Here is a 23,672-nt window from a genome sequence, read left to right as displayed (position 1 = left end):
TTTCGTTTAGCTAATTAGAATTTTACATTTACACCAAAACCGTAGCTTGCAGTTCCCGGCAGAGAGAAACGCTCGAAGGCACCTCCCATGTTGTCGTTACCCTGAGATGCTTCCGGGTCGAATCCCTTCAGCTCGGACCATACGATGAGGTTGCGGGCAAATACGTTTACATCTACGTTTAGCCATTTGCTGGCGTATACCGGGTAGCTTACAGAAAGCTCACGCAGTTTGATGAACGATGAATCGTAGATATAAGATTCGTTGATAGAACGCAGGCGGGTGTAATAAGCCTGTGCGTTAGTCACTTCGATGTCGTTGGCGGCATACGTCGGGTTGCCCTGCGCGTCTGTTCCGGTTTCTTTCACGGTGTTGGGAACGACGAAGTTGCTCTTGCGTTTTTCGCCCGATTCTTTGGTGACACCGTAGAAGTTCATTTCACCGGCAGTACCGCAGTACATTTGTCCGCCTTGTTTCCAGTCGAACACGGCAGCGATACGGAATTTGTAAAGCTCGATATTCGTGTTGAAGCCCAGACGGAAGTCGGGAGAAACCCGGCCGATCACGTCGTCTTCGCCCACCTGCGGAAGTCCGTTCGCGTCTACCACGATCTGTCCGGCCTTGTTGCGCTTGTACGTGCTGCCGTATACTACGGGGAATTTCTCGCCGATACCGGCACGCACCTGCGGAGTGACGAATCCGCCGAGATAGATGCTTTCAACACCCGGTGCAAGTTCGTCTACGTAGTTGTCGATCTTTGAGAAGTTGAAAGCGAAGTCGAGCTTGAAGTTGCGGTTGTTGACCGGCGACACTCCCAGTGTAAGTTCGTGCGAGTTGGTATGAATCTTACCGCCGTTCATGATCATGCTGTCGTAGCCGGTAGAGCCGGACAAAGGCACTTCGAAGATCTGGTCTTTTACGTTCTGACGCGAGTAGGTATAGTTCAAAGTGAACAGTCCGTTGAAGAATGTCAGGTCGGCACCGATTTCGTATGACTTCGTGTTCTGCGGTTTCAGGTTCGGGTCATACACCTTATAATAAGGGATATATGCCATCGTTCCGTTGATCGGGTAGGCGATGGGCGTGCCGTTGAAGAATCCGCCGCCGTAGCTCGGGGTGTAGTAATAGCTTTGCATATAGTCGCCTGCCATACCTACTTCGGCGTACGATGCGCGCAGCTTACCGAATGTGAGGATGTTGTTTTTCAGCGGTTCGAGTTCGGTGAACACAAATCCGAGCGATACGGAAGGATAAGTGAACGAACGATTGTCGCGCGGCATATTTGAAACGACGTCGTTACGGATTGTTCCGTTGAGGTATACCATGTTTTTCCATGCCAGAGACAGGTTGGCAAAGTTACCTACCGTACGTTTCTTGTTGTACGACTTGGAACTCTGGTAGATAGAAGCATTGTTGATGTGGTTCCATCCCGGGAAGTTGAAGTTCATCCCTTCGGAGAAGGCATATTGCGTTCTTTTCTCTACAAGTTCGTTACCGATCAGGGCGTCGAATACCCAGTCCTTGTTGATGTCCCAGCGGTAAGAAGCTGTCAGCAGCGAGTTCAGCTCGTTGATGCTGTAGTGGTATTCGATGGCGTCGCCGGTGTCTGCCATTGTACTGCCGTATCCGTAGATTTCGCTGTAGTTGGTGGTGTAGGCGTCGTCACCGAGTTGGTATTTCACGTCCAGTTTGTGGTTGTCCGTGCCGAATTTGGTCGTGAATTTCACGAATGCGTTTCCGAAGAAACGTTGCGAGCGTTCGGTGAACAGATTGTTGTCCACAGCCCAGTAGGCGTCGTCGATCCATGCCTGGCGGTACGTGTTCTGCTCGTACGGGTCGCCTTCGACGTGCGAGGGGATTCCTTTCATGTTGTAGCTCACCGGAGCGTTGTAGATGGTAGCCGTCACGCCGGAGTTGGCGGTAGACTGCTTTTTTATCTTGGAAGTCACGAAGTTACCGTTGAAGCCAGTCGACCAGTTGGGGCTGAGCTGAACTTCGGCAGACATTTTGGCGTTGTATCTGTCCATACCGGTAGTCGGGATGATGCCTTCCTGGTGGCTGTTACCCAGCGAGAAAGAGTAGTTTCCTTTGTCCAGATTTTGGGAAACGTTGACGTTGTTGCTCCAGGTAATGCCGGTGTCGAAGAAATCCTTCATGTTGTTGTATGCTTTCGGCGTTGCCCACGGGTCAAGACCGGCTTCGGCACGTTGGGGCACGTAGTATTGTCCCTGACGTTTTCCCATTTTCTGGGTGAAAGCGTTGTCGGTGTTGCCGCCGTATGTAGGATCGTTGGCGAGGTCGGCTATTTTCGGTCCCCAGCTGTGGCCGGAATAAGGGTCGTATGAGCCGCCGCTGCCTTGTCCGAATTCGTTTTGCAGTTCGGGCAGTGTAGACACGACATCGAACGAAAGATTGCTGCGGAATGTGATCGTCGGTTTGCCTTTGGCCACTCCTTTACCGCTTTTGGTGGTGATGACGATGACACCGTTTGACGCACGCATACCGTAGAGGGCAGAAGCTGCCTGACCTTTGAGGATGTTGATGCTTTCGATGTCGTTGGGGTCGATGTCCACCGAACGGTTGGCGTAGTCGGTACCGTAGGCGGCGCCGTTAGCGTTGTCGGTAGTCGTTACGTCGGCAGCGGAAGAGATCGGCATGCCGTCGATGACATACAGAGGTGTATTGTCGCCCGTGAACGAACGGGAACCGCGGATCGTGATCTTGGAAGATGCACCCGGCATACCGGAAGAGGGAGCGATGTCCACACCCGAAACTTTTCCTTGTAGTGCTCCTGCAAGGTCGGTGTTGGCCGCGCGTGTCAGCTGGTCTGACTTCACGTCCTGAACGGCGTATCCCAGCGCTTTCTTTTCGCGGGAGATACCCATGGCCGTTACTACGACTTCGTCTAGTGACTTGGCGTCACTTTTTAATACTACTTTGATAACGCCTTGTGTGATCGTAACAGTTTGCGGAGTCATTCCTACATAGGAAACGCGCAAAGTTTTAGAAGAACTTGGTACGGTGGGGAGTTGCCCTTTCGGGAAGCGTTAAGTGTTTTTGGGGCTATTTAAGGCATAAAATGATAAAAAGATACCATTTCGAACGAATATCTGATGTTTTTTTTATGAAAATAGCGGTTTTAACACTTTCTTTCTGTTAGGTAATAATGTTTAAATGCTGCTAAATACGTCTTTAGATTTACTTATTTGATTTATTCTCTGATTAAATTCTTTCAATATGATACTTTATAGTTAAAAACGTAACACTTTTTTAATTTTGATATAAATAGTGTTATCTTTGCACCCTGTTAGAGACTAGAAGTCTATTTATAGGTTAAATTTAAGAGAGAATTTATGAAAAGAAAATTGATGTTCTTTATGACCTTCCTTTTTGTGGGTATAGGTCTGGTGACAGCGCAGACGTCCCGAGTTACCGGTGTGGTAACCGCCGAGGAAGATGGCCTGCCTGTTGTAGGTGCTTCGGTATTGGTGAATGGCACTACTCTTGGTACTATCACGGATATTGATGGTAAGTTTACAATCACGAATGTACCAAGTTCTTCTAAGACTTATTGATATTTTATAGCCTCTCTTTTTCCTCCTTTTTCGTCCTATCTTATTGTAAATCAGAATATAAGTGCTGCTTTCTGCAACTTGGCTTCCCGGCTCACTTACTATAATCGCAACCTTTTCCCTTTCTTTTTCGATCTCAGTCATCTTTTTCGGGCAGGTACTCGGCTTGTTTTCAGGGGGGCGGATGCTTAGGTTCTACCTTTATTTGAGGCTTTCTATGAGCGATAGGGGCAGACCGGTCTTTTCGGCAATGAGTTGATTGTCAATTCCTTGCTTTTTCATGTCGATGGCTGTCTGAAAGATGTTCAAGGCTTCTTCGCGACCTTTCTTCAGGCCTTCCTCAAGTCCTTCTTCAAGTCCTTTCTTCAGTCCTTCTTTCATTCCTTCTTTCATCCCTTTTTTTATTCCTTCCTTTTCCGCTGCATCCATTGTCACCAAATAATCCCGGTACACTTTGACGCTATTATCGTATAGCTCCCTCTCTTTTGGGGACATAGAAGCCACATCAGCGATCTCTTCGAGTTTTTCGAAGACGGCTTTTCGTGCCTTGAATGGCAGGCGTTTTAAAGTTTCCATATTATTTAATATATAAATCCAACGTTCAAAATTCGTTTCACATTCCTCTTCGCTTTTTTTGAAGAGGGGGAGGGCGATGAATATTTGCCGGAATTTCTCCGAGAAGAGTTCACCAGTCTCCTTGTCTGCAAGAATAACGTCTGTCCGGAGTTTTATGTTCTTGTCCATGATGAAATTCATCAGAAAGACTCCGTAAACAGCTTTTATTTCAAATTTCCAGTCGTGCCCCGTCCGGCCCTGGTTGACGATGGCACGGGAGAGATAGAAAATGGAGCGTTCTTTAAAGTTGCTCTGCATGCGGTTTTGCATTTCGACAATTATCTTTTCGCCCGTGTCCGTGGTGCAGTAGACATCGTAGATGATGCCTCGTCCTTCCGGGTAGTCCGGCAGCTGCTCGTTGTTCAAAAACGTTAAGTCGGTTATCACTCGTTCACCTTCGAGAAGGTCGTTCAGAAATTCGATTAGTAAATCCTTGGAGACTTCTCTGCCGAATATTAATTTGAATCCGTAGTCGGTGAACGGATTGATAAATTTGCTCATTGTTTTGGTTGTTGCTCTTTTAGGTTGTAAAGAGAGGTTTCTCTTTGCATACGGTAAAGAGGCTTTTTCTTTGTCCCACAAAGATAGGATAAATTATTGTTTTATGATGCGTTTGGCGGGAGAAATAAATGACGTGGGCGCTCAAAAATGCTCATCTTCCTCTTAAAAATGTTCATCTTCCCCTAACTCGCTTTTTGAGGATACCGGTGTAGGTGTCCTCAAATTCTGCCGGGTGATTGAGCGCCCAGAGGATGTAGTCGCCCGGCTCGTTCTTTTTGAGCAGGGTGGAGCGGTATTCGGAGCTGAGGACTTTCCATAAGGTGCCGCACGGACCACCCAGCTTTCTGCGTCGGGCGAGGGCGAGGATGCCTTTCACGGTTTGTTCGTTCCGGATGCCGATGGCGTCCATGTTGAGGCGCAGCAGGGATTCGGAGAATCCTCCGGAAGCAATGCTTTCGTTCGGGGCTTCTTCCTGCTGGTTTCTTTCGTACTGGGTTCCGTTGTGCTTGGGTTCTTCCTGCTGGTTTCTTTCGTACTGGGTTCCGTTGTGCTTGGGTTCTTCCTGCTGGTTTCTTTCGTACTGGGTTCCGTTGTGCTTGGGTTCTTCCTGCTGGTTTCTTTCGTACTGGGTTCCGTTGTGCTTGGGTTCTTCCTGCTGGTTTCTTTCGTACTGGGTTCCGTTGTGCTTGGGTTCTTCCTGCTGGTTTCTTTCGTACTGGGTTCCGTTGTGCTTGGGTTCTTCCTGCTGGTTTCTTTCGTACTGGGTTCCGTTGTGCTTGGGTTCTTCCTGCTGGTTTCTTTCGTACTGGGTTCCGTTATGCTTGGGTTCTTCTAGCTGGTTTCTTTCGTATTGGGTTCCGTTATATCTAGCTTCTCCCTTCTGATCTATTCTATTCCTCCATTTCTTCTTTCTTCCTTATTTTCCTCCTCCCTTTTTCCGGACGAGATTTCTAAAGACAAACCTTTGACAGCAACAGGCGCAGCCTGAGAAACGCCGTTTGACGGAACGGGCGGCTGCTCTCTATCTTTCTCCCATTCATTTTCGGTTTTGCTTTGTCTTTCTCTCTCTTTGTCTTTTTCTCTTTCCGGTTTGATATCATTTTCCATCTCTCTTTTCGGTTTGCTTTGAATCTCAGTATCCGTTTCCGATTTACTTTCGATTTCTGTATCCGTTTCCTGTTTTGTTTGTGGGATTGTTGCTGCAATTTCTCGGTTTTTTGCAGCATTAATTTTCATAGCTGCTCCGTCGGTCACTGTTTTTGTAGCATTGATTCCTGTGCCTGCTGCATGGATGTCTGTGCCTGCTGCATGGATGTTTGTGCCTGTCGTGCCGATTCCTGGCTTTGTTTTAGTAACTTCTGTAGCTGTGATATTGACTCCTGTTTTTGTTGTGTTGACTCCTGCATCTACTATCTTGTTTTCCGCTTCATCCACTTCTGTACCTTTTGAATTTATATTGCTTCTTATGTCTGCGGAATTATTTCCCGTTCCATCCTTTTCTTCCTTGATGAGCCAAAACCGTTCCAGCGGAAGTTTGTATTTCCTTCGGCTGTCGGTAATGATTTTGTGGTATTGCTCTTGGATGGCTTGCGAAGTCAGAATCCCGTACTCCTTATATATATAGGTGTCGAACAGTCCGACGGACAGGCAGTCGTCGATGATGGCCTGCATCTCCTCCTCCTCGCAACACACTTCCTGCGAAATGTCGAACAAGGTATCTTGATTCCATGCGACGTAAAATCCCTTTTCTTTGTAGATGAGGCAGAGCAGGGAAGTGAGTGCGGCAATTCCTGCCGCATGATGACGGTTGGAAATGCGGCGTACCTTCCTGTCTTGGAAGAAGTTGACATCGAGCGGGAAATAATCTAATCCGGGTTTGGAAATACGGGCCATCTTTTTGAATATTTAGAGTGATATTGACTGATAAATAATGAATAAGGCGAATCGGTAATTTTAATTTAGCTCATTTCAGTATGGTGATAAGCTACTTGATAGTCAGTTCTGTATCTCAACTGAGGGTGACTAAAAAGTCGATTCTATCTCTATTCTCCTCCTTCGGGAAGGAGGAGTGGTCGCAGACCGAGGTGGTAGGAGAAATAATGTTTATACCTATTTTTTTGTAAATGATAGGATTATGCATTCACCTACCACCTCCCCCTACGGGTACTCCTCCTTCCCGAAGGAGGAGAATAGAGTTACTATTGCGTACAACTACTCCCTAGAACTCCTTTTTCACATCGAAGCAGGGACAGGCTTTCATGTATTCATTGGGTGAGATGATGCCGTCTCCGTTGAGGTCGGGGCTTGTGTCCCGGTGTCCGATGACCTGTTTCACGTTGGGGAAGGCCAGTTGCAGAGATTTCACCAGTCGGATGAGGGCGGTGCGTTGTGCATCTGTCCGTGTGTCGGCGGGGCGGCCTTCCTTGTCCAGTCCGCCGACGTAGCAGATGCCGATGGAACGCTGGTTCCAGCCCATACAATGCGCCCCGTCGAGGGTGACGTCCCGTCCCGGTTCGATGGTGCCGTCGAGGCGGATGACGTAATGATAGCCGATGGACCAGAAGCCACGGGCACGGTGCCAGCAGTCGATGTCGGCAGCGGTGATGTCCTGTCCCGCACGGGTGGCGGAACAGTGGATGATGATGGTGTCTTTCATTGCAGAAACTCCTTTCTTTGTCCTCTTTCTCTGGGCAATATATAAGTGTTGAAACCAAAAATGGCGGATTCTTCGGGGGACAGGCGGCGGTAATAGTGCTGCGTCACTGAATGATGTATAGGGGCAAAGAGAGAAATAAGAGGAAAAGGCGATGAAACAAAGGAAAAAGAAACTGGCTGCACACATACATTGCCTGCCTTGAACTCCCCGACTGAATTGCTCGATTTGCCTATCCCAAGCGGATTACCTGCTTCGAACTCCTCGACTGAATTACTCGATTTGCCTATCCCAAGCGGATTGCCTGCTTCGAACTCCCCGACTGAATTGCTCGATTTGCCTATCCCAAGTGGATTGCCTGCTTCGAACTCCCCGATTGAATCAGCTTTGACGGTCAGCACAGGTATTTCGGGTGCTATCAGAAAGCATTCTTCCGAACCGCTTCTTTCGGCTCTTGACTTTTTCTTCATGGCCGATTGCTTCAGTCTTTCGGGGTGTAATAAATGCAGCACCAGCCAATTACGTTGTTTAGGGTTCATTTGTTCCCCTTTTACCAGTGCGTTCATGGATGGATAGGCTTGCAGGATATTTCCTGCCTCGTCCGTTGTGGCACAGGGGACGGGGGAGAGGGCGGGTGACGACGGACGCAGACCGGTCCGGATGGCGTGCATGACATTGTCGTAGGCATCGCACCATTCGAGGTTGGCGACGTGGTTGTTGAGCTTGTTTCCGTCGAGGTGGTTCACTTGGGGGAGACGCTTCGGGTTGGGGATAAAAGCTGTTGCCACTAAGCGGTGTACAGAGTAGCCGACGTATATCCCCTTTTGGCGGATGGCCACGTACTCATAACCTTTTGCGGTAATGCTGCTGCTGATTATCAACTTCGATTTGCCTTTGAAACTCAATATCCGCCCGTGGTCTGAAACCATATAATCGGAATTTGCTTCGATAAATCTCCAATTTTCCATACTTTATTCTTTATATTGTTAATAAAATTATACTTCGTTAAAAAGAAATCCCTTTTCCGAAACCACCGGGGATAAACGGCGCAGCCTGCATGGTAGAAACGGCGTAGCCTGCAAGGTAGAAACGGCATAAACAAGGACTGTTAAACGGCGTAGCCTCCTCGCTGACATGAGGCGGTTCCGCCCGCTTACTCCGGTCTTTGACCTTTCTCATTCCTCCTCTGCACGGGGTTCGAGCCGTTCGGCACAGCGAACGAGAAACTCCAGTTCCTCCCGACACCCTTGAATGGCTTCGTACAAAGAGTCCACATGATACATTCTGCAAAGCGTTTCCCATTCTTTTCGTTCTTCTGAAGTCATTTGTTCTCCGAAATTCATTTGCTGTCCAAAACTTATCTGCTGTCCGAAACTCATTTCAAAATTTATCTGCTGCCCGAAACTCATTTGCTCTCCGAATCTCATCTGCTCTTCGAAACTCATTCGACGCAAAGGAAATTTTCGGCATGAAACGTGCGCCACCCTTTGGCTTCGAGGTCGTAGTAGACTACAAACGTATTTTCCGGTCGTGGCATATAGGGGCGGTGAAAACTGTGTTGATATCCGGTGAGCGTGCCGACAGCGTGGCGCACGGTTCCGTCCTGCTTGGTGTAGCAGAATTTCACGTTCTCCCTGTGCATCTTCCTTATCAGTCCACCGATTCGGTGGGCGATGATGAGCGCATCACGCCGGTTCATGTCATTGTTGCGACGGATGACGGCGGCCCGCCTCATGAGCCGTACCCGTGGGAGGGAATGTTGTTTTTTCATTTCAGTCATATGATTCAATTGTTTTTTATTGATTTCGGGGCAAAAGTAGACTGTGGGTAGAATAAAAACCGTTCACGCTTGACTAAAATGAAAAAATATGTAGAAAGAGTCACGCGTGACCCAAAATGTTAAAGGTAAATCCCGAATTTTGTCGGATTAATTTAAATATAATTAGTAATGAACAAAAAAGAAAACTGCCAGAACAGTAGTGAAAGAGAACAACACATTGAAGTAAAAAGGACTGTAAATCAGAAAAGTACAAGTCAGAAAAAAGTAAATCAGAAAAGCATGAGTCAGGAAAAAGCAAATCAGAAAAGCATGAGTCAGAAAAAAGCAAATCAGAGTGGCGAAAAGTCCGTGTATGACGAGAACAGGGATGCCCTTCAGGAAAGAGTCGAAGAGAAGCAATGGAAGAAAAAGCAATGTAATGGCTTGCAGCACAGTGATGACGAAGAAAAACAGAAAGTCATCGATTCGATTATGAAAGTCAGCCGGGATAACGGCTTTGACGACGCTTATCTTCAGCAGCATTCGGACTGTTCGGCATCGTCGATCAAGCGCTTCCACTCGGCCTGGATGGGAAAGAGAATGTCCAATTGGACGACGATTTTTAATTTAGCGCACTGCGTGTCCGTCAATTGTGTCTTTGCCGAAAATCTGGTCGGGATGCTGGTTGTCATTATTATGTTCTTGATTAGAGATGCCGGAATTGTGAGTTACCATATCGACTCGCCCAAGAAAGTGGTGATAGAAATAAATTTCGGTAAAGATAAATTATTGCGCATGAAAGACGAGGAAAAGAACGAAAAAGGAAAAGAAGGTAAAGACGACGAACACCTTTGAGCGACGACAATGATCGGGACAAAGGAAAGAACAACTGACGGAATGAGGTAAGTCCTGTAAGAACTTGGTAGTCTGTATTCGTAAAAAAACGATTCGATATCAGCGATGGACTTCCATTTTATTCCCTTGTTATAATGTCACCACAAATGTAATCATATTATTGAGAAAACCATGCAGAAACGCTTTTATTCTGAAAAATAAGTTTTATTGTTCACTCAGATTTCATATTCGATGTTGACATCCTACGTTTTCTCTTTTAGATATTTATTTGTTTTCCTTTGTCGGTTTCTACCGTATTGCACGTTCGTCATTATTTACAAATTCTAATTATTGCATTCTCAGTTCGGGTAAAACGAATCCGTTTTCCGAGCTGAGAATGCAGATGACGGCTTTTAATAAGTCTGTTTGTTTTTATTTCTTTAGTAATATATTATAAACTGGCAGATAAGTCGCTCTACCAAGTTCTTACAGAACTTACATTTTTGTATAGTAATATTTAAAGATTTAATAGCAATATTTTAAGATATTCAGTGATCGGTTCCGCAAACAATCAAAACAATCACTATTTATGGAAGCGCGGATAACTCGAAAAACAGCGGCACTTGCAATCTTTCTGATCAGTGCATTTCAGACTTACATTTATGCCGGCCGCCCCTCTTCTTGTCAACTATTAATTATCAATTCTTATACCGAAAACTGTCTGTGGAGCGATGACTTTATGGCCCCTGTCTATAAAGAGTTTCGCGTCCAGAACAGCCCGGTTGACATATGTGCCGAGCACATGGAACTGATGGCGACCGTTGTCCCGGATATGCGCAAACAGGTCTTCATGTCCGACAGGCGCTGGATCAGTGCGCAATGCAGGAAAGAAGCGGAGGAAGTGATGCCTTTCCTGTTGATCGGCGGCTATTTCTGGACAGATAGTGAAATAAAGAAACATCTGCTCCCGGTGATCAAAAGCCGCCTGGACGGAGCGTCGCATCCGCACAGAGTGGAAACGACAGCGATGGGGACGCCCCCATCCGTCATCAATTATGCCGACTACGTAGAGAGCGGACTGTTGCTCGGCCTGTGTCCCGACGACACTGTTTTTGGTATGAAGCCCCCCACTTTTTTCGAGCGGAACAAATATTATCTGGCCCTGTTTTTCTCTTTGATGGCACTGGCCGTCATCTATGTGATATGGCTCCGGAGGGCGCTGCATGAGAGGAGCAGGCTGCTGGAGATCATGAGGAGCTATAGCAGTCTGGTCGAAAACATGCCCGTTCTCTATGCCCGTGTCGAGCTCATATTCGACCCCGGTGGCCGGATTATCGACTATGTCTACCGGGAAGTGAATCCCACTTTCGAGAAATACATCCTGCCCAAAGAAAAAATACTGGGAAAGAAATACAGCGAACTCAATCCGGATTATTCGCCGGAACTGCCCGACAGGTACAGCGAACTGAATGACAACAGGCAAATAACCTTTCAGTATTATCTGGAGAAGACGAAAACTCATCTGACCGTCATCTCCATACATTCCAAAACGAAAGGCTGCGTCGATGTCTTTGGTGTGGACAATACCGAACTGGTGCTGACGCAGCAAATGCTGAAATCCACCAACCATAAGTTGTCCGCCGCCCTCGACGCTGCCGACATGACCCCTTGGAAATGGGATTTGCGGACCGGCCTCCTCTCGTGCAACGTCAGCCACGACTTGTACGTCACCGAAGAGGAGGTGACGCATGACGGCAACCTGATTATCGTGCCCACCTCCGCCTGTTTCGCGAAAATCTGCGATGAAGACCGCGAACGCGTGCGGGACGCCTTCGAGCACCTCGCCAATGGCGAAACGCAGAAAATGCGCGAGGAATATCGGGTAGGCAGACAGTGGCTTCCTTCCCCGCAACAGAATGAATGGGTAGAAGTGCGCGCAGCCGTGGACGAGCGCGACGCGAACGGAAAACCGCTGAGCCTTATCGGCACTTCGATGACCGTCACCCAACGAAAGGAAATGGAGGAAGCGCTCGTACAGGCAAAGGTGAAAGCCGAGGAGGCGAACACGCTCAAATCTTCTTTCCTCGCCAACATCAGCCACGAAATACGCACTCCCCTCAACGCCATTGTCGGCTTTTCCTCGCTGCTGGTGTCGGCGGAAAGGGGGATTTCGGAAGAGAAACAGGAATATATCAACATCATTGAAAACAACAACACACTCCTGTTGCAGCTTATCAGCGATGTGCTCGACCTTTCGAAGATCGAAGCCGGAACGATGGAGTTCGACTACGCCCCGATAGATGTGCACGGCCTGTTTATCGAACTCGAAGATACGTTCCGGTTGAGGAATAAAAAGTCCGGCATCTGTATCTGCTATCACCGCCGGACGACCGAATGTGTCGTAAAGGCGGACCGTAACCGTCTGGTACAGGTGATGATGAATCTGATGAATAATGCTGTGAAGTTTACCGGGGAAGGCAGCATTGAGTTCGGGTTTGATGTGCGCGAAGACGGTTTCCTGCATTTCTATGTCACCGACACCGGTTGCGGGATACCGGAGGAACGGTTGGAAGAAATCTTCGGGAATTTTGTCAAACTCAACAGCTTTGTGCAGGGCACGGGACTCGGACTCACCATTTGCCGGGCAATCGTCGAAAGGATGGGAGGAAAGATCGGTGCTGTCTCACGGCTGGGTCAGGGGAGTACTTTTTGGTTCACGCTGCCTTATACGGCCAACGAAGAGAAGATTTGAAAAGGACGTGGCGTGACGGAAATATACTTGCTTCCCGAAGAATGGGGCTTGACTAAAAAGTCAGCCCCTTCCCGAAGGGAGGGGAAGCCATGCGGATAGTCAGCTCGAATCAAGGCTCCCCCAAGAAACGGAAGATGAGCCCTACTTGCGCCGGAGTGAGCAGGATGGCTTTCTCGGAATATCCCGTGCGGGCGAGTTCGTTTTGTAGTGCCGTGTTCTTGGCGATCCAGCTGCGGAGAGTGCGGCGTGCGGAGGCGGGCTGTATGTGGGGCAGGTAGAGAGTGGCCAGTTGGCTTTTGCTGTATGCCTGTATGCGGGGCAGGGTTGCATTTTCTTCGGAAGTTGGTTTCATGATTTTTGCTTTCATTGTCTTTTGATACTGCTTTTACTATCTTTTCTATATTTCTTTCTTTCATTTTCGTTGCCAATGTAAAGGTACGCCTTTTTTAGTCGTTTGGTGTTGCTTTGTACAGAAGTCCTTGGAGGCAGTATTTGTGCGAAGCCGTGCCGACTGGTGCTCTTCAGTTACAAGTCGTTACATCGTGTATCCGGACTTTTTTGCCATCGCCTACTTTTGTCACCGTAATCGATTGCACATAGAAAACTTACATCAACCATTAAAAAAAGAAAGGAAAACAACCTTATGCCATTAATTTACAAACCTTACCAGGCGAATATCGCCAACAAAGCGGGACAGAAACTGTATTACCCCCGCCTCGTGAAATTCTCGAAAATGGTCAACACGCAGAAGATGGCGGAGCTGATCGCCGAGAAGGCTTCTCTGACACCGGGTGATGTCCACAACGTGATTCGAAACTTGATGTCCGTGATGCGTGAACAGTTGCTCAACAGCCGCACAGTACGTCTCGAAGGCTTGGGCACATTTACGATGATCGCCAAAGCCGGAGGAAAGGGAGTCGTGTTGGAAAGTAAAGTCAGCAGTTCGCAGATCGTTTCGCTGCGCTGTCAGTTTACTCCCGAATATACCCGTTCTGCCGATGGCGTCACTACCCGTGCACTGACTTCCGGAGTAGAATTTGTCCACGTCAAGGACGTAGCGGGCGGCTTTGTGGACGACGATGATAAAAATCATTCGGGAGGCGGAGACAACCCCGGCGGAGGAAGCACTCCCGGAGGCGACGACGATGAGGCTCCGGACCCAACCGTTTAATGAGGCTGAATCGCTGACTCACTAATGCATGATCGGTTCCCTTATTAAATTGCTCCATTCACTCTGTTTTTTAACTCTAAAGAAGGAAGCTATGAAATTATTTTTAGAAAAGTTATTGGATATTTTGGAAGCACTCTTGCGCTTCCGTCGTCGGAAAGCTAAAAAGACGGGAGATTCATAAACCGACCTCCTCTCTTAAAAACTAGAGAATCCCCTTTTATTTAAAACCGTATCTGTCTATGATATGGGGTTGAATAAAGGGGATTTTTGTATGGGAAAGTAATAGGTAATTGTATAGTAATAGGTAGTGGAATTTAATTCATTTCATTTCTTGTGCGAAATGATTCATACCTGCTCTGAGATGTAGGATTTATGGAAAAGTGTATTATCAAAAAATGGGGTCACCTATACCCCTGTTTGCTACATTATGTTTTTTGAGCCCGATAATGCGGTAGTTGGAGAATTTTGACATCTATAAAAGAATATCCCGGCAGATTGGATAACAGTCAACCGTCCAATCATAAAAAGGGCTGCCCCAATTCTGCTTGGGAGCAGCCCTTCTTGCTTTTTCCGGTTTATCTCTAATGCATTTTATTTAATCAGATAGACTTTTTGAAGATAAACCCTTTTGTTGTGTGCTTTTGGGGGATGAGCCACCTTACGGCATTTCTGTTTCCATTTGGAATTTCCGGCTTACCTTCATCAGGTTAATGATGTAAGTCACTACATTTTGAGCTTCCTGCACCATGGTCAGATAAACCATACTTACCCGGATACTGCCCGACTGGCTTTGGATGCGCTGCAACTCTTTGCGTTTCAGTTGCGATAGCTGTCCGTTGAGGTCGTTGGCACGGCGGATTTCCTCTTCCATATTCTGATAATCGTTGTTTTCCAACTTCTTGCGGCATTGCTGAATCAGATAAGTGATGTCCTCGGCCACGTCGCTGAATTCACCTTTCTGAATGGCGTCGAGCGGGTTGAAGTTATTGTCGATGTGTTCAAGACACGGTTCGCAGAGGCGCGAGATGCTGTACACCAGTTCGCTGGCGAAGTCGTTGCCTTGATAGTAGTAGAGTCCTTTTTCGAGCACGGTGTTGTTGTCGAGGCGGCACATGGCAACGGTTCCGGTGCGTTTCATCTGCTTGATGAGCTGCTTTTCGAATTTCGTGGAACCCATGGCACGACGCAGTCCGCGCAGGTTTTCGTGTATAAAGGAGGTGACGGTCAGTTCGAAATTCGTTTCGGCGTACTCCAGCACTTTGGCGAGTTCTTCGCGGGTATGTTTACGCATCAGTTGCAGCGCTTCTTCGCTGTCGGCGGTCTGCATGAGTTGTTTCAGCGTTTCGTTGCCTTTCTCTTTCGCCTTGCGTTTCTTATACATCACCTGGCTGCGGATGAGGATGAAAATCGCTATTCCGATCAGTGCGATGATGGAGATGTTGCCGCCGTAGTGCAGCACGAGGGCTACGAAGAAGCAGATGGTGAAGGCGGCTCCGGCAGTGATGAACCAGCCGCCGATGACGCTTAGAACGCCTGTGATGCGGTAGACGGCGGAGTCACGTCCCCATGCACGGTCGGCGAGCGACGTACCCATTGCTACCATGAAGGTGACGTAGGTGGTAGAGAGCGGCAGTTTCAGCGACGTTCCCAAGGCGATGAGCAGACCGGCGAGGACGAGGTTGACAGAGGCGCGGACGAGGTCGAAAGCGGCTCCGTCGGCTATGATGGCTTCGTTTTTGCGGAAACGGGAGTTGATCCACTGCTTCGTGCTTTCGGGCATGATGCGGGAGGTGCCGTTGGCAAGTGTCATGCTGAAACGTACCAGTGTGCGTGCCATCGGGGTACTTCCGAAGTTCTCTTCTCCTTCATCCTGACGGGAGAGGTCTACCGAGGTTTTGATGACGGCGTGCGCCTTTTTGGAGGTGCAGAGGGCGTAGACCATGATGGCGCCGGCACCGATAAGGAAGTACCACGGTGTCTTGGCGGGGCCTAGCAGCGAGGTCATCAGGAAGCTGTCCGGACTTGCTCCGGCTCCGTTGGTGGTGTAGTCTATGAAGGAGGAGTAGCCTGCGAGGGGGACTCCGATGAAGTTGACGAGGTCGTTGCCGGCGAAGGCGAGGGCGAGAGCAAAGGTGCCCATCAGTACCACTACTTTGAAAACATTGACTTTGAGCCAGTGAAGCACTTGCATCAGTGCCGTGAAGAAGACGAAGAAGCTGGCGATGAGCAGCAGCGTGTTGTCCTGTATCCACTGTTTGTTTTCGGGGGTCATGAAGGAGCTGTCTTTCAACCCTTTGATCAGCATGAAGTAGATGATGGAGGTGGCGGCGATCCCACCGAAAAGGCCGATGCTGTATTTGATGTTTTTCGTGTAATTGAACGTGAAAACGATGCGGGCGAGCCACTGTACTAACATACCGAAGAAGAAGGCGATGGCTACGGACACGAAAATGGCCATGATCACGGAAAGTGCTTTGTCGGTGTTGATCAGATCGCCCAACGCAAGGGTGGCGTCATTGTTTACTTTGATCAGGGAGAGGGCGAAAGTTCCTCCGAGCAGCTCGAAGACCAGTGAGACGGTCGTGGAGGTGGGCATGCCCATAGAGTTGAAGACGTCCAGAAGGACTACGTCGGTCAGCATGACGGCGAGCAGTATACACATGATTTCGGCAAAGTAGAAATGCTCGGGCTGATAGATTCCGTGACGGGCTATGTCCATCATGCCATTGGACAGGGATGCGCCAATGAAAATACCGATCCCGGCTATGAAAAGAATGGTTTTGAACGAAGCGGCCTTGGCGCCTACCGCCGAATTCAGAAAGTTGACTGCATCATTACTGACTCCGACGATGAGATCGAACACGGCCAGCACGAACAGGAAAATGATAATGCATAAGTAAATTGTCTCCATAAAGAAAGTTGTGTATGTTTATTTATGGAGGCAAAGAACGGAGTTTAACGTTGCGGAAAAATGTCATACGTGTTACATTTCTGTTACAATGTCTTTTTTGAGCCATTCATAAAAATCGTATTGGGCACGGACAGCAGGGGTGCCGGACGCTCTTTTTTTGAATACGTTTTGCAGTTTGTCGTCTACCCAACAGGCTTTTTGGTTGTCAGCGAGCTGGATATGGAGCATTTCGATCAGACTGGCGCGCAGGTCAGGGTCGAGGATGGGGGTGACGGCTTCGATACGGCGGTAGAGGTTGCGGCGCATCCAGTCGGGCGAGCCCATGTATATTTTGGGGTGCCCTTCGTTGCCGAAATACCAGATGCGGGCGTGCTCCAGAAAACTGTCGACAATGCGGGTGACACGGATGTTACGGCTGTATGACTGCTCCGGTATGAGGCAGCAGATGCCGCGGACGATGAGGTCGATCTGCACGCCGTGTTCGGAGGCCTCGTAGAGTCGGTCGATCATTGCGGGGTCTTGGAGGGCGTTCATTTTGAGGATGATACGTCCGCCTTTGCCTTGGTCGGCAAGGGATATTTCACGGTCGATGAGGCGGTTCAGTTCCGGTATGAGGTTGAAGCGGGCGACGAGGAGAGTGGTGAATTTCGGATCTTCCTTGCCTTGCAGGGTGCGGAAGAGGTTGTAAAGGTCGTTCACTATTTCCTTGCGGCAGGTGAAAAGTCCACAGTCGGCGTATAGGGTGGCGGTCTTTTCGTTGAAGTTGCCCGTGCTGATGTAGGCGTAGCTGGGGATTTTCTCTCCATTCAGTCCGCGGCGACGGACGAGGGCCACTTTGGCGTGTACTTTTAGTCCGGGGATGCTGTAAATGATTTTGATGCCGGCGGCTTGCATCATTTCGGCGGTGGCGAGGTTGTTCTCTTCGTCGAAACGGGCTTTGAGCTCGACAAATACGGTGACTTTCTTGCCGTTCTGCGCGGCGGCTATCAAGGTGTTGATGACGGCCGAGTTTTCGGCTACACGGTATTGGGTGACCATGATTTCGCGCGTCTCCGGATTGTGCACTGCTTCGTAGAGGAAGTGGGTGAAGTGCTCGAAGGAGTGGTACGGGTAATACAGCAGCAGATCCTTTTGGGCGACGTAGTTGAAGATCGATTCTTTTTCGTCGAGGATGTTCAGCTTCATCGGTTGCGGCTTTTCGATGCGGCGTAGAGACTTGTTCGGGTTGGGCAGGTGGCGCAGGTCTTCGAGGTTCAGGTGCTTGTCGCCGGGGACGAGTTCGTCACGGTGGATGCGGAAGGCGTCGACCAGAAAGTCGAGGAAGTCTTGCGGCATGGCACGGTCGTAGACAAAGCGGCAGACGTCGCCTATCTTGCGTTTTTTTACCTTCTTTTTCAGTTGAGCTACGAGGTCGGCGCTGCTGGCGGTGTCGTCTATCAGAATGTCGGCGTCACGGGATATTTTGATGCAGTAGCTCGAATCGACGTCGTAGCCGGGGAAAATAAGGTTGAGGTTCGCTTTGATGATGTCCTCGGTGAACATGATGTAATAGTTGTCTCCACGGGGCGGAAGTTCGATGAAACGGGGCACTTTGGCGTACGGCTGCTTCATGACGAAATAGAAAGGCTGCCGGTTGGCGGGGTTCCTGTTTTCCTTCGGATAGAGGCGGATGGCGAGGTAGAGCCGGTTGTCTCGCAGAAAAGAGACGATTTTGTCTTTCGATACGGGCACGGGTTGCAGGTAGGGGAAGATTTCTTCCCGGAAAAAGTCCTTGATAAACTGCTGGTGAAACGGTTCCACATGTCTGTCCTGGTAGAAGATGATGTGGTTTTTGCGCAGGGCGGGCAGTATCTTTTCTTCGTAAATGCGTACACGGTCGTCCAGCTGGCGGTTTACTTCGTGGTTGATTTCTTCCACGAGTTCGCGGGCGGATTGTACGGTTTCTTCATCGCTCTCCGTTGCGCCGGATGCCACGGCCTTGTGGTCCGCCACCCGGATTTTGTAAAACTCTTCCAGATTGGAGGAGTAGATGGAGATGAAATTGATGCGCTCGTATAGCGGCAGGTGCTCATCCAGCGCTTCGAGCAACACCCGATAGTTGAATGAGAGCCAGCTGATATCACGTTTGAAATAATTATATTTGCTTTCCATGTGCTTTAAGATTTTCCCAAATATAGTATCTTTGCAGGACTAAACAAAGAAAATTATGACAAGAATTGGATTATTGTCCGATACCCACGCTTATTGGGACGAAAAATATCTCGAATATTTTGAATCGTGCGACGAAATCTGGCATGCCGGAGATATCGGTTCGGTAGAAGTAGCCGAGAAGTTGGCGGCTTTCCGGCCCCTGCGGGCAGTTTACGGCAACATAGACGGGCAAGAAATACGGAAGATGTTCCCGCAGGTGAACCGCTTCACGGTGGACGGAGCGGAAGTGCTGATCAAGCATATCGGCGGGTATCCGGGCAAGTACGACCCTTCGGTTATCGGCAGTTTGATGGCCCGTCCGCCGAAACTTTTCATCAGCGGACACTCCCATATATTAAAGGTGAAATACGACAAAACGTTGGACATGCTGCACATCAATCCCGGAGCCGCAGGGATGTCCGGTTTCCATAAAGTGCGGACAATGGTGCGCTTTGTCATCGACAACGGAACGTTCAAAGACCTCGAAGTTATTGAACTGGCAGGATAGATTTCTTACAATTCATTTTGTCACGTCAGATTTCTTTCCGACCTTTGCACACAGTAAAATGAATAACTCAGACGACAATGAAAGGAATTATTCTGGCCGGTGGAAGCGCCACTCGTCTTTATCCGCTTTCCAAAGCGATTTCCAAACAAATCATGCCTGTATACGACAAGCCGATGATCTATTATCCGCTGTCTACGCTTATGCTGGCAGGGATACGGGAGGTCTTGATCATCTCTACTCCGCGTGATTTGCCGATGTTTCGGGACTTGTTGGGCTCAGGTGAGGAGCTCGGGATGTCTTTCTCTTACAAAATACAGGAGCAGCCTAACGGACTGGCACAAGCCTTTGTGTTGGGAGCTGATTTCTTGAACGGTGAGGCAGGTTGTCTGATTCTTGGGGACAATATGTTTTATGGACAAGGGTTTTCCGCTATGCTCCGGCGTGCTGCCGGTGTGGAGAAGGGAGCCTGCATCTTCGGCTATTACGTGAAAGATCCTCGGGCTTACGGTGTAGTGGAGTTCGACGAACAAGGCAAAGTGATTTCTCTGGAAGAAAAGCCACTGGTGCCGAAAAGTAATTATGCCGTTCCCGGACTTTATTTCTACGACGCTACCGTGACGGAAAAAGCGGCTTCTCTCCGCCCTTCGGCACGTGGAGAATATGAGATAACGGACCTGAACCGCCTGTACCTCGAAGAAGGAACACTGAACGTGGAACTGTTCGGACGCGGATTCGCATGGCTGGATACTGGAAACTGCGACAGCCTGCTCGAAGCCTCCAACTTCGTGGCTACCATTCAGAACCGGCAAGGCTTCTACGTCAGCTGTATCGAAGAGATAGCCTGGCGGCAAGGATGGATTTCGTCCGGACAATTGCTGCTGCTCGGACAGAAACTCGAAAAGACCGAATACGGTAAATACCTGATAGAACTGTCTAAACAACCCTTGAAATAAACATAAATAATCATATATGAAAACTTATCTGGTGACCGGTGCCGCAGGATTTATTGGCGCCAATTATATTAAGTATATCTTGGCCAAGCACAGCGATATAAAAGTGGTGGTTCTTGACGCCCTGACGTATGCGGGTAATCTGGGAACTATTGCCAAAGATATCGACAACGAACGTTGTTTCTTTATCAAAGGAGACATTTGCAGCCGCGAAGTGGTGGACAGCCTTTTTGCCGAATACCGTTTCGACTATGTCGTGAACTTCGCCGCCGAAAGCCATGTAGACCGCAGTATCGAAAACCCGCAACTGTTTCTGATCACCAACATCCTCGGTACGCAGAATCTGCTGGATTGTGCCCGCCGTGCCTGGGTGATGGGTAAGGACGAACAGGGATATCCTACCTGGAGAAAAGGAGTGCGCTACCATCAGGTATCTACCGACGAGGTGTACGGCTCACTCGGTGCGGAAGGCTACTTCACGGAAGAAACCCCGCTTTGTCCGCACAGCCCGTACAGCGCTTCGAAAACCAGTGCCGACATGGTAGTCATGGCTTATCACGACACTTATAAAATGCCGGTAACGATCACCCGCTGTTCCAACAACTACGGCCCCTATCATTTTCCCGAAAAACTGATTCCGCTGATTATCAAGAATATACTCGAAGGCAAACATCTGCCTGTCTACGGTGACGGAAGTAACGTGCGCGACTGGCTTTACGTAGAAGACCACTGCAAAGCGATCGACTTGGTAGTGCGCGAAGGCAAAGAGGGCGAGGTGTACAACGTAGGTGGTCACAACGAAGAAACCAATCTTGAAATTGTGAAGCTGACCATTGCCACTATCCGTAAACTAATGACCGAGAAACCGGAATATCGTCAGGTCCTTAAAAAGAAAGTGAAAGGTGAAGACGGAGAAATCTCCGTTGACTGGATCAACAACGATCTGATCACTTTTGTCAAAGACCGTCTGGGGCACGACCAGCGTTATGCCATTGATCCCACGAAGATCACGAACGCCTTGGGCTGGTATCCCGAAACGAAATTTGAAGATGGCATCGTGAAGACAATCGTATGGTATCTTGAAAATCAAGACTGGGTGGAAGAGGTGACCAGCGGAGACTATCAAGGTTATTACGAAAAGATGTACGGAAAATAAATCAATGTCGGATCAAGAATCCTATTGATAGCAAAATACCCATTAACAGCATATTACGTGAAGTCTCACCTAGTATGCTGTTTAATTTTTTACCACTGTGAATCTGCACCATCCGTCTCCATGTGAGGACATGAGGAATCAGGTAGAGTAACGGAAGAAGTGCGGCAAACAAGTGTCCTTCGAAGAAGAACCAGAAACACAGAAGACTTGCTGCCACCCCCAGCATCAAATAAAGATAGCGTCCGAACTTCTCGCCAAAACGAACGATGACCGTCCGCTTTCCGCTCCGTGCATCCGCTTCACGGTCTCGGTAATTGTTGACTACCAGCAAGGTATCAATCAGCAGTCCGCAGATCAGAGAAGCTACCGTTGTGTCCGAAGTCCATGTCAGCGCCTGCACGTAGTACGTTCCGCCCACGGGGACGAATCCGAAAAATACGATGACCAGAACATCGCCCCAGCCGTTGTAGGATAATGGATAAGGGGCCTGTGGTATAGAGGAAAGCGAAGAGTACGCAGAGAAGTCCTACTATGATCAGCTCCCATCCGGCATAAAACAGCAGCGCAGATCCGATCAGACAGGCGAACAGGACGGTGACGATGATTCCGTTTCGCATGGCTCTCGGTGAAATCCAGCCTTGTGCGCAGGCTCGTTCCGGTCCCAGCCGGTCTTCGCGGTCGGTTCCTTTGAGGTAGTCGAAGAGGTCGTTGATAAAATTGGCGGCAATTTGCATCAGACCGGCGAACAGGCAGCAGATAAGGGCCGGCAACCATTGAAAATGTCCATCCATATAAGCAAGTGCGCTACCGATCATGACCGGCGTAATGGCTCCTGTCAGAGTTTTGGGACGTGCTGCTAATATCCACGCACGCAGCGAGTTACGCTTTACTTCTTCCATGCTTTAATATATAATAATAAGTTTTGACGGACAAAGATACATGATTTTTCCTATCTTTGCGCCTCAAATAGTGGGGGAATGTGTTATATGTAGAAGAAAATAAACCAAAGAAGATGAAAAAAATAAATTACCTGTTCATAATATTCGTATTATTCCTGTTCGTATCTTGTAAGTCAAAGAAGAATGTTGTATCGATCCTGCCTCGTCCTGTGCTCAATGTCGATTCCGTCCGTCCGGACAGTTCCGCCGCTATCGACGGCTTGTTTGCTCCGGATCATTCTCAGCTTGCCGACTTGAAAGTTTCGACGAAAAAGCAGAAGAAAACAGCGAAGAAAGAAGCTGCGACCGAGCAGGAAGAACGTAATTTGGTACTTCGCGGAACGAAGATCACGTCTTCTACCGTGAACGTCCCTGCCACTTATAGCGGCATAGACCGTGTCGTGGAATATGACTTCACCCACCGTGATGTCCCCGAAGCCTTCGAAGGCTTCCGCATCGCCTTCATTTCCGACTTGCATTACAAGAGTCTGCTGAAAGAGAAAGGCTTGAACAACCTTGTCGATCTTTTGATCGCCCAGAAACCGGACGTCTTGCTGATGGGAGGAGACTATCAGGAAGGCTGTGAATACGTAGAACCGTTATTTGCCGCATTGGCCCGTGTGAAAACACCGATGGGAACTTTCGGAGTAATGGGAAATAATGACTATGAACGCTGCCATGACGAAATAATCCGCACGATGAAGCATTACGGGATGCGTCCGCTGGAACACGAAGTCGATACATTACGCAAAGACGGTCAGCAGATTATCCTTGCCGGAGTACGCAATCCTTTCGACTTGAAACAAAATGGGGTGTCGCCCACACTGGCGCTTTCTCCCAACGACTTCGTTATCTTGTTGGTGCATACTCCCGACTACGTGGAGGATGTTTCGGTGGCCAACACGGACATCGCTTTGGCGGGACATACTCATGGTGGACAGGTACGCGTATTCGGTTACGCCCCGATACAGAACTCCCACTACGGCACCCGCTTTCTGACCGGACTGGCGTACAATTCAACTAAAATGCCATTGATTGTTACTAATGGGATCGGTACTTCTCAGATGCCTGTACGAATCGGTGCTCCGGCAGAAATCATAATGATTACGCTTCATCGTCTCAAAGAGTAGATACACTTTTAGGTACGACTTTCTGATGAACTCCA

The 23,672-nt window shown here is 48.7% G+C and carries 20 protein-coding genes and 3 pseudogenes; 10 read left to right on the top strand and 13 right to left on the bottom strand.

The window, feature by feature from the left end:
* Window positions 1-14: 14 nt before the first annotated feature.
* Window positions 15-3,017 (bottom strand): annotated as a pseudogene (locus BT_RS10290) (SusC/RagA family TonB-linked outer membrane protein); the annotation flags it as partial.
* A gap of 333 nt (window positions 3,018-3,350) precedes the next feature.
* Here BT_RS10290 and BT_RS10285 point away from each other — a divergent pair.
* Window positions 3,351-3,572 carry a carboxypeptidase-like regulatory domain-containing protein gene (locus BT_RS10285; RefSeq protein ID WP_008766446.1) on the top strand — a complete coding sequence of 74 codons (222 nt, stop codon included), beginning with the start codon at window positions 3,351-3,353 and terminating at the stop codon, window positions 3,570-3,572.
* A 198-nt stretch (window positions 3,573-3,770) separates the two neighbouring features.
* On the opposite strand, the gene BT_RS10280 is transcribed toward BT_RS10285, so the two are convergent.
* Window positions 3,771-4,685, bottom strand: coding sequence for an Rpn family recombination-promoting nuclease/putative transposase (locus tag BT_RS10280; protein ID WP_011108099.1), 915 nt, complete (start codon window positions 4,683-4,685; stop codon window positions 3,771-3,773).
* Between the two features lie 172 nt (window positions 4,686-4,857).
* Window positions 4,858-5,127, bottom strand: a pseudogene (locus BT_RS24995) (hypothetical protein); the annotation flags it as partial.
* Here BT_RS24995 and BT_RS10275 point away from each other — a divergent pair.
* Entirely contained in the window at window positions 5,065-5,520 is a 456-nt protein-coding gene (locus BT_RS10275; protein WP_164927907.1) for a hypothetical protein, read from the top strand. The pseudogene BT_RS24995 and the gene BT_RS10275 overlap by 63 nt on opposite strands.
* Before the next feature lie 50 nt (window positions 5,521-5,570).
* On the opposite strand, the gene BT_RS24605 is transcribed toward BT_RS10275, so the two are convergent.
* The 6 genes from BT_RS24605 to BT_RS24910 all read right to left on the bottom strand — a co-directional run bounded on the left by BT_RS24605 (window position 5,571) and on the right by BT_RS24910 (window position 9,118).
* Window positions 5,571-6,578 carry a DUF4373 domain-containing protein gene (locus tag BT_RS24605; protein ID WP_011108097.1) on the bottom strand — a complete coding sequence of 336 codons (1,008 nt, stop codon included), beginning with the start codon at window positions 6,576-6,578 and terminating at the stop codon, window positions 5,571-5,573.
* Between the two features lie 325 nt (window positions 6,579-6,903).
* Complete coding sequence (locus tag BT_RS10265; protein ID WP_008766442.1) at window positions 6,904-7,341, bottom strand: N-acetylmuramoyl-L-alanine amidase; 438 nt, start codon at window positions 7,339-7,341, stop codon at window positions 6,904-6,906.
* Window positions 7,338-8,306, bottom strand: coding sequence for an HNH endonuclease (locus BT_RS10260; protein ID WP_011108096.1), 969 nt, complete (start codon window positions 8,304-8,306; stop codon window positions 7,338-7,340). Before BT_RS10260 ends, BT_RS10265 begins: the two co-directional genes overlap by 4 nt.
* 37 nt (window positions 8,307-8,343) lie before the next feature.
* Window positions 8,344-8,517, bottom strand: a complete 174-nt coding sequence (locus BT_RS24365) for a hypothetical protein (protein WP_008766440.1) — start codon at window positions 8,515-8,517, stop codon at window positions 8,344-8,346.
* Window positions 8,514-8,783 carry a hypothetical protein gene (locus tag BT_RS10255; protein ID WP_008766439.1) on the bottom strand — a complete coding sequence of 90 codons (270 nt, stop codon included), beginning with the start codon at window positions 8,781-8,783 and terminating at the stop codon, window positions 8,514-8,516. The genes BT_RS24365 and BT_RS10255 overlap by 4 nt, the downstream gene beginning before the upstream one ends.
* Window positions 8,780-9,118, bottom strand: a complete 339-nt coding sequence (locus BT_RS24910) for an SH3 beta-barrel fold-containing protein (protein ID WP_008766438.1) — start codon at window positions 9,116-9,118, stop codon at window positions 8,780-8,782. The genes BT_RS10255 and BT_RS24910 overlap by 4 nt, the downstream gene beginning before the upstream one ends.
* Window positions 9,119-9,286: 168 nt before the next feature.
* On the opposite strand from BT_RS24910, the gene BT_RS10245 reads away from it, so the two are divergent.
* The 3 genes from BT_RS10245 (at window position 9,287) to BT_RS24590 (ending at window position 12,683) form a co-directional block, all read left to right on the top strand.
* Window positions 9,287-9,952 (top strand): hypothetical protein, encoded by a 666-nt coding sequence (locus tag BT_RS10245; RefSeq protein WP_011108094.1) that lies wholly within the window; start codon window positions 9,287-9,289, stop codon window positions 9,950-9,952.
* A gap of 768 nt (window positions 9,953-10,720) precedes the next feature.
* Window positions 10,721-10,876 carry a hypothetical protein gene (locus BT_RS24595; protein WP_225011973.1) on the top strand — a complete coding sequence of 52 codons (156 nt, stop codon included), beginning with the start codon at window positions 10,721-10,723 and terminating at the stop codon, window positions 10,874-10,876.
* 409 nt (window positions 10,877-11,285) lie between these two features.
* On the top strand, window positions 11,286-12,683 hold the full coding sequence (locus tag BT_RS24590; RefSeq protein WP_225011972.1) for a PAS domain-containing sensor histidine kinase: 1,398 nt from the start codon (window positions 11,286-11,288) through the stop codon (window positions 12,681-12,683).
* Window positions 12,684-12,792: 109 nt separating this feature from the next.
* Here BT_RS24590 and BT_RS10235 read toward each other — a convergent pair whose 3' ends face one another.
* Window positions 12,793-13,050 carry a DUF4248 domain-containing protein gene (locus BT_RS10235; protein WP_008761088.1) on the bottom strand — a complete coding sequence of 86 codons (258 nt, stop codon included), beginning with the start codon at window positions 13,048-13,050 and terminating at the stop codon, window positions 12,793-12,795.
* 276 nt (window positions 13,051-13,326) lie between these two features.
* Between BT_RS10235 and BT_RS10230 the strand changes: the two genes are divergently transcribed.
* Window positions 13,327-13,854, top strand: coding sequence for an HU family DNA-binding protein (locus BT_RS10230; protein ID WP_008766435.1), 528 nt, complete (start codon window positions 13,327-13,329; stop codon window positions 13,852-13,854).
* 658 nt (window positions 13,855-14,512) lie between these two features.
* Here the strand turns inward: BT_RS10230 and BT_RS10225 are convergent.
* Together BT_RS10225 and BT_RS10220 are read right to left on the bottom strand one after the other, a co-directional pair.
* Complete coding sequence (locus tag BT_RS10225; protein ID WP_008766433.1) at window positions 14,513-16,765, bottom strand: inorganic phosphate transporter; 2,253 nt, start codon at window positions 16,763-16,765, stop codon at window positions 14,513-14,515.
* 72 nt (window positions 16,766-16,837) lie between these two features.
* Entirely contained in the window at window positions 16,838-18,916 is a 2,079-nt protein-coding gene (locus BT_RS10220; RefSeq protein WP_011108091.1) for an RNA degradosome polyphosphate kinase, read from the bottom strand.
* A 55-nt stretch (window positions 18,917-18,971) separates the two neighbouring features.
* Between BT_RS10220 and BT_RS10215 the strand changes: the two genes are divergently transcribed.
* The 3 genes from BT_RS10215 to rfbB all read left to right on the top strand — a co-directional run bounded on the left by BT_RS10215 (window position 18,972) and on the right by rfbB (window position 21,569).
* Window positions 18,972-19,463: a metallophosphoesterase family protein gene (locus BT_RS10215; protein WP_008766431.1), complete on the top strand. Its 492-nt coding sequence runs from the start codon at window positions 18,972-18,974 to the stop codon at window positions 19,461-19,463.
* A 77-nt stretch (window positions 19,464-19,540) separates the two neighbouring features.
* Window positions 19,541-20,416 (top strand): glucose-1-phosphate thymidylyltransferase RfbA, encoded by an 876-nt coding sequence (gene rfbA, locus BT_RS10210; protein ID WP_011108090.1) that lies wholly within the window; start codon window positions 19,541-19,543, stop codon window positions 20,414-20,416.
* Between the two features lie 16 nt (window positions 20,417-20,432).
* Window positions 20,433-21,569 carry a dTDP-glucose 4,6-dehydratase gene (gene rfbB / locus BT_RS10205; protein ID WP_008761096.1) on the top strand — a complete coding sequence of 379 codons (1,137 nt, stop codon included), beginning with the start codon at window positions 20,433-20,435 and terminating at the stop codon, window positions 21,567-21,569.
* Window position 21,570: 1 nt separating this feature from the next.
* Here the strand turns inward: rfbB and BT_RS10200 are convergent.
* Window positions 21,571-22,468 (bottom strand): annotated as a pseudogene (locus BT_RS10200) (1,4-dihydroxy-2-naphthoate polyprenyltransferase).
* A 113-nt stretch (window positions 22,469-22,581) separates the two neighbouring features.
* Here BT_RS10200 and BT_RS10195 point away from each other — a divergent pair.
* Window positions 22,582-23,637 (top strand): metallophosphoesterase, encoded by a 1,056-nt coding sequence (locus BT_RS10195; RefSeq protein ID WP_008761098.1) that lies wholly within the window; start codon window positions 22,582-22,584, stop codon window positions 23,635-23,637.
* Window positions 23,638-23,672 lie beyond the last annotated feature (35 nt).

It is taken from the genome of Bacteroides thetaiotaomicron VPI-5482, from assembly GCF_000011065.1.
GTDB classification, from domain to species: Bacteria; Bacteroidota; Bacteroidia; order Bacteroidales; family Bacteroidaceae; genus Bacteroides; species Bacteroides thetaiotaomicron.
This window is presented reverse-complemented; position numbering and strand designations above follow the sequence as displayed.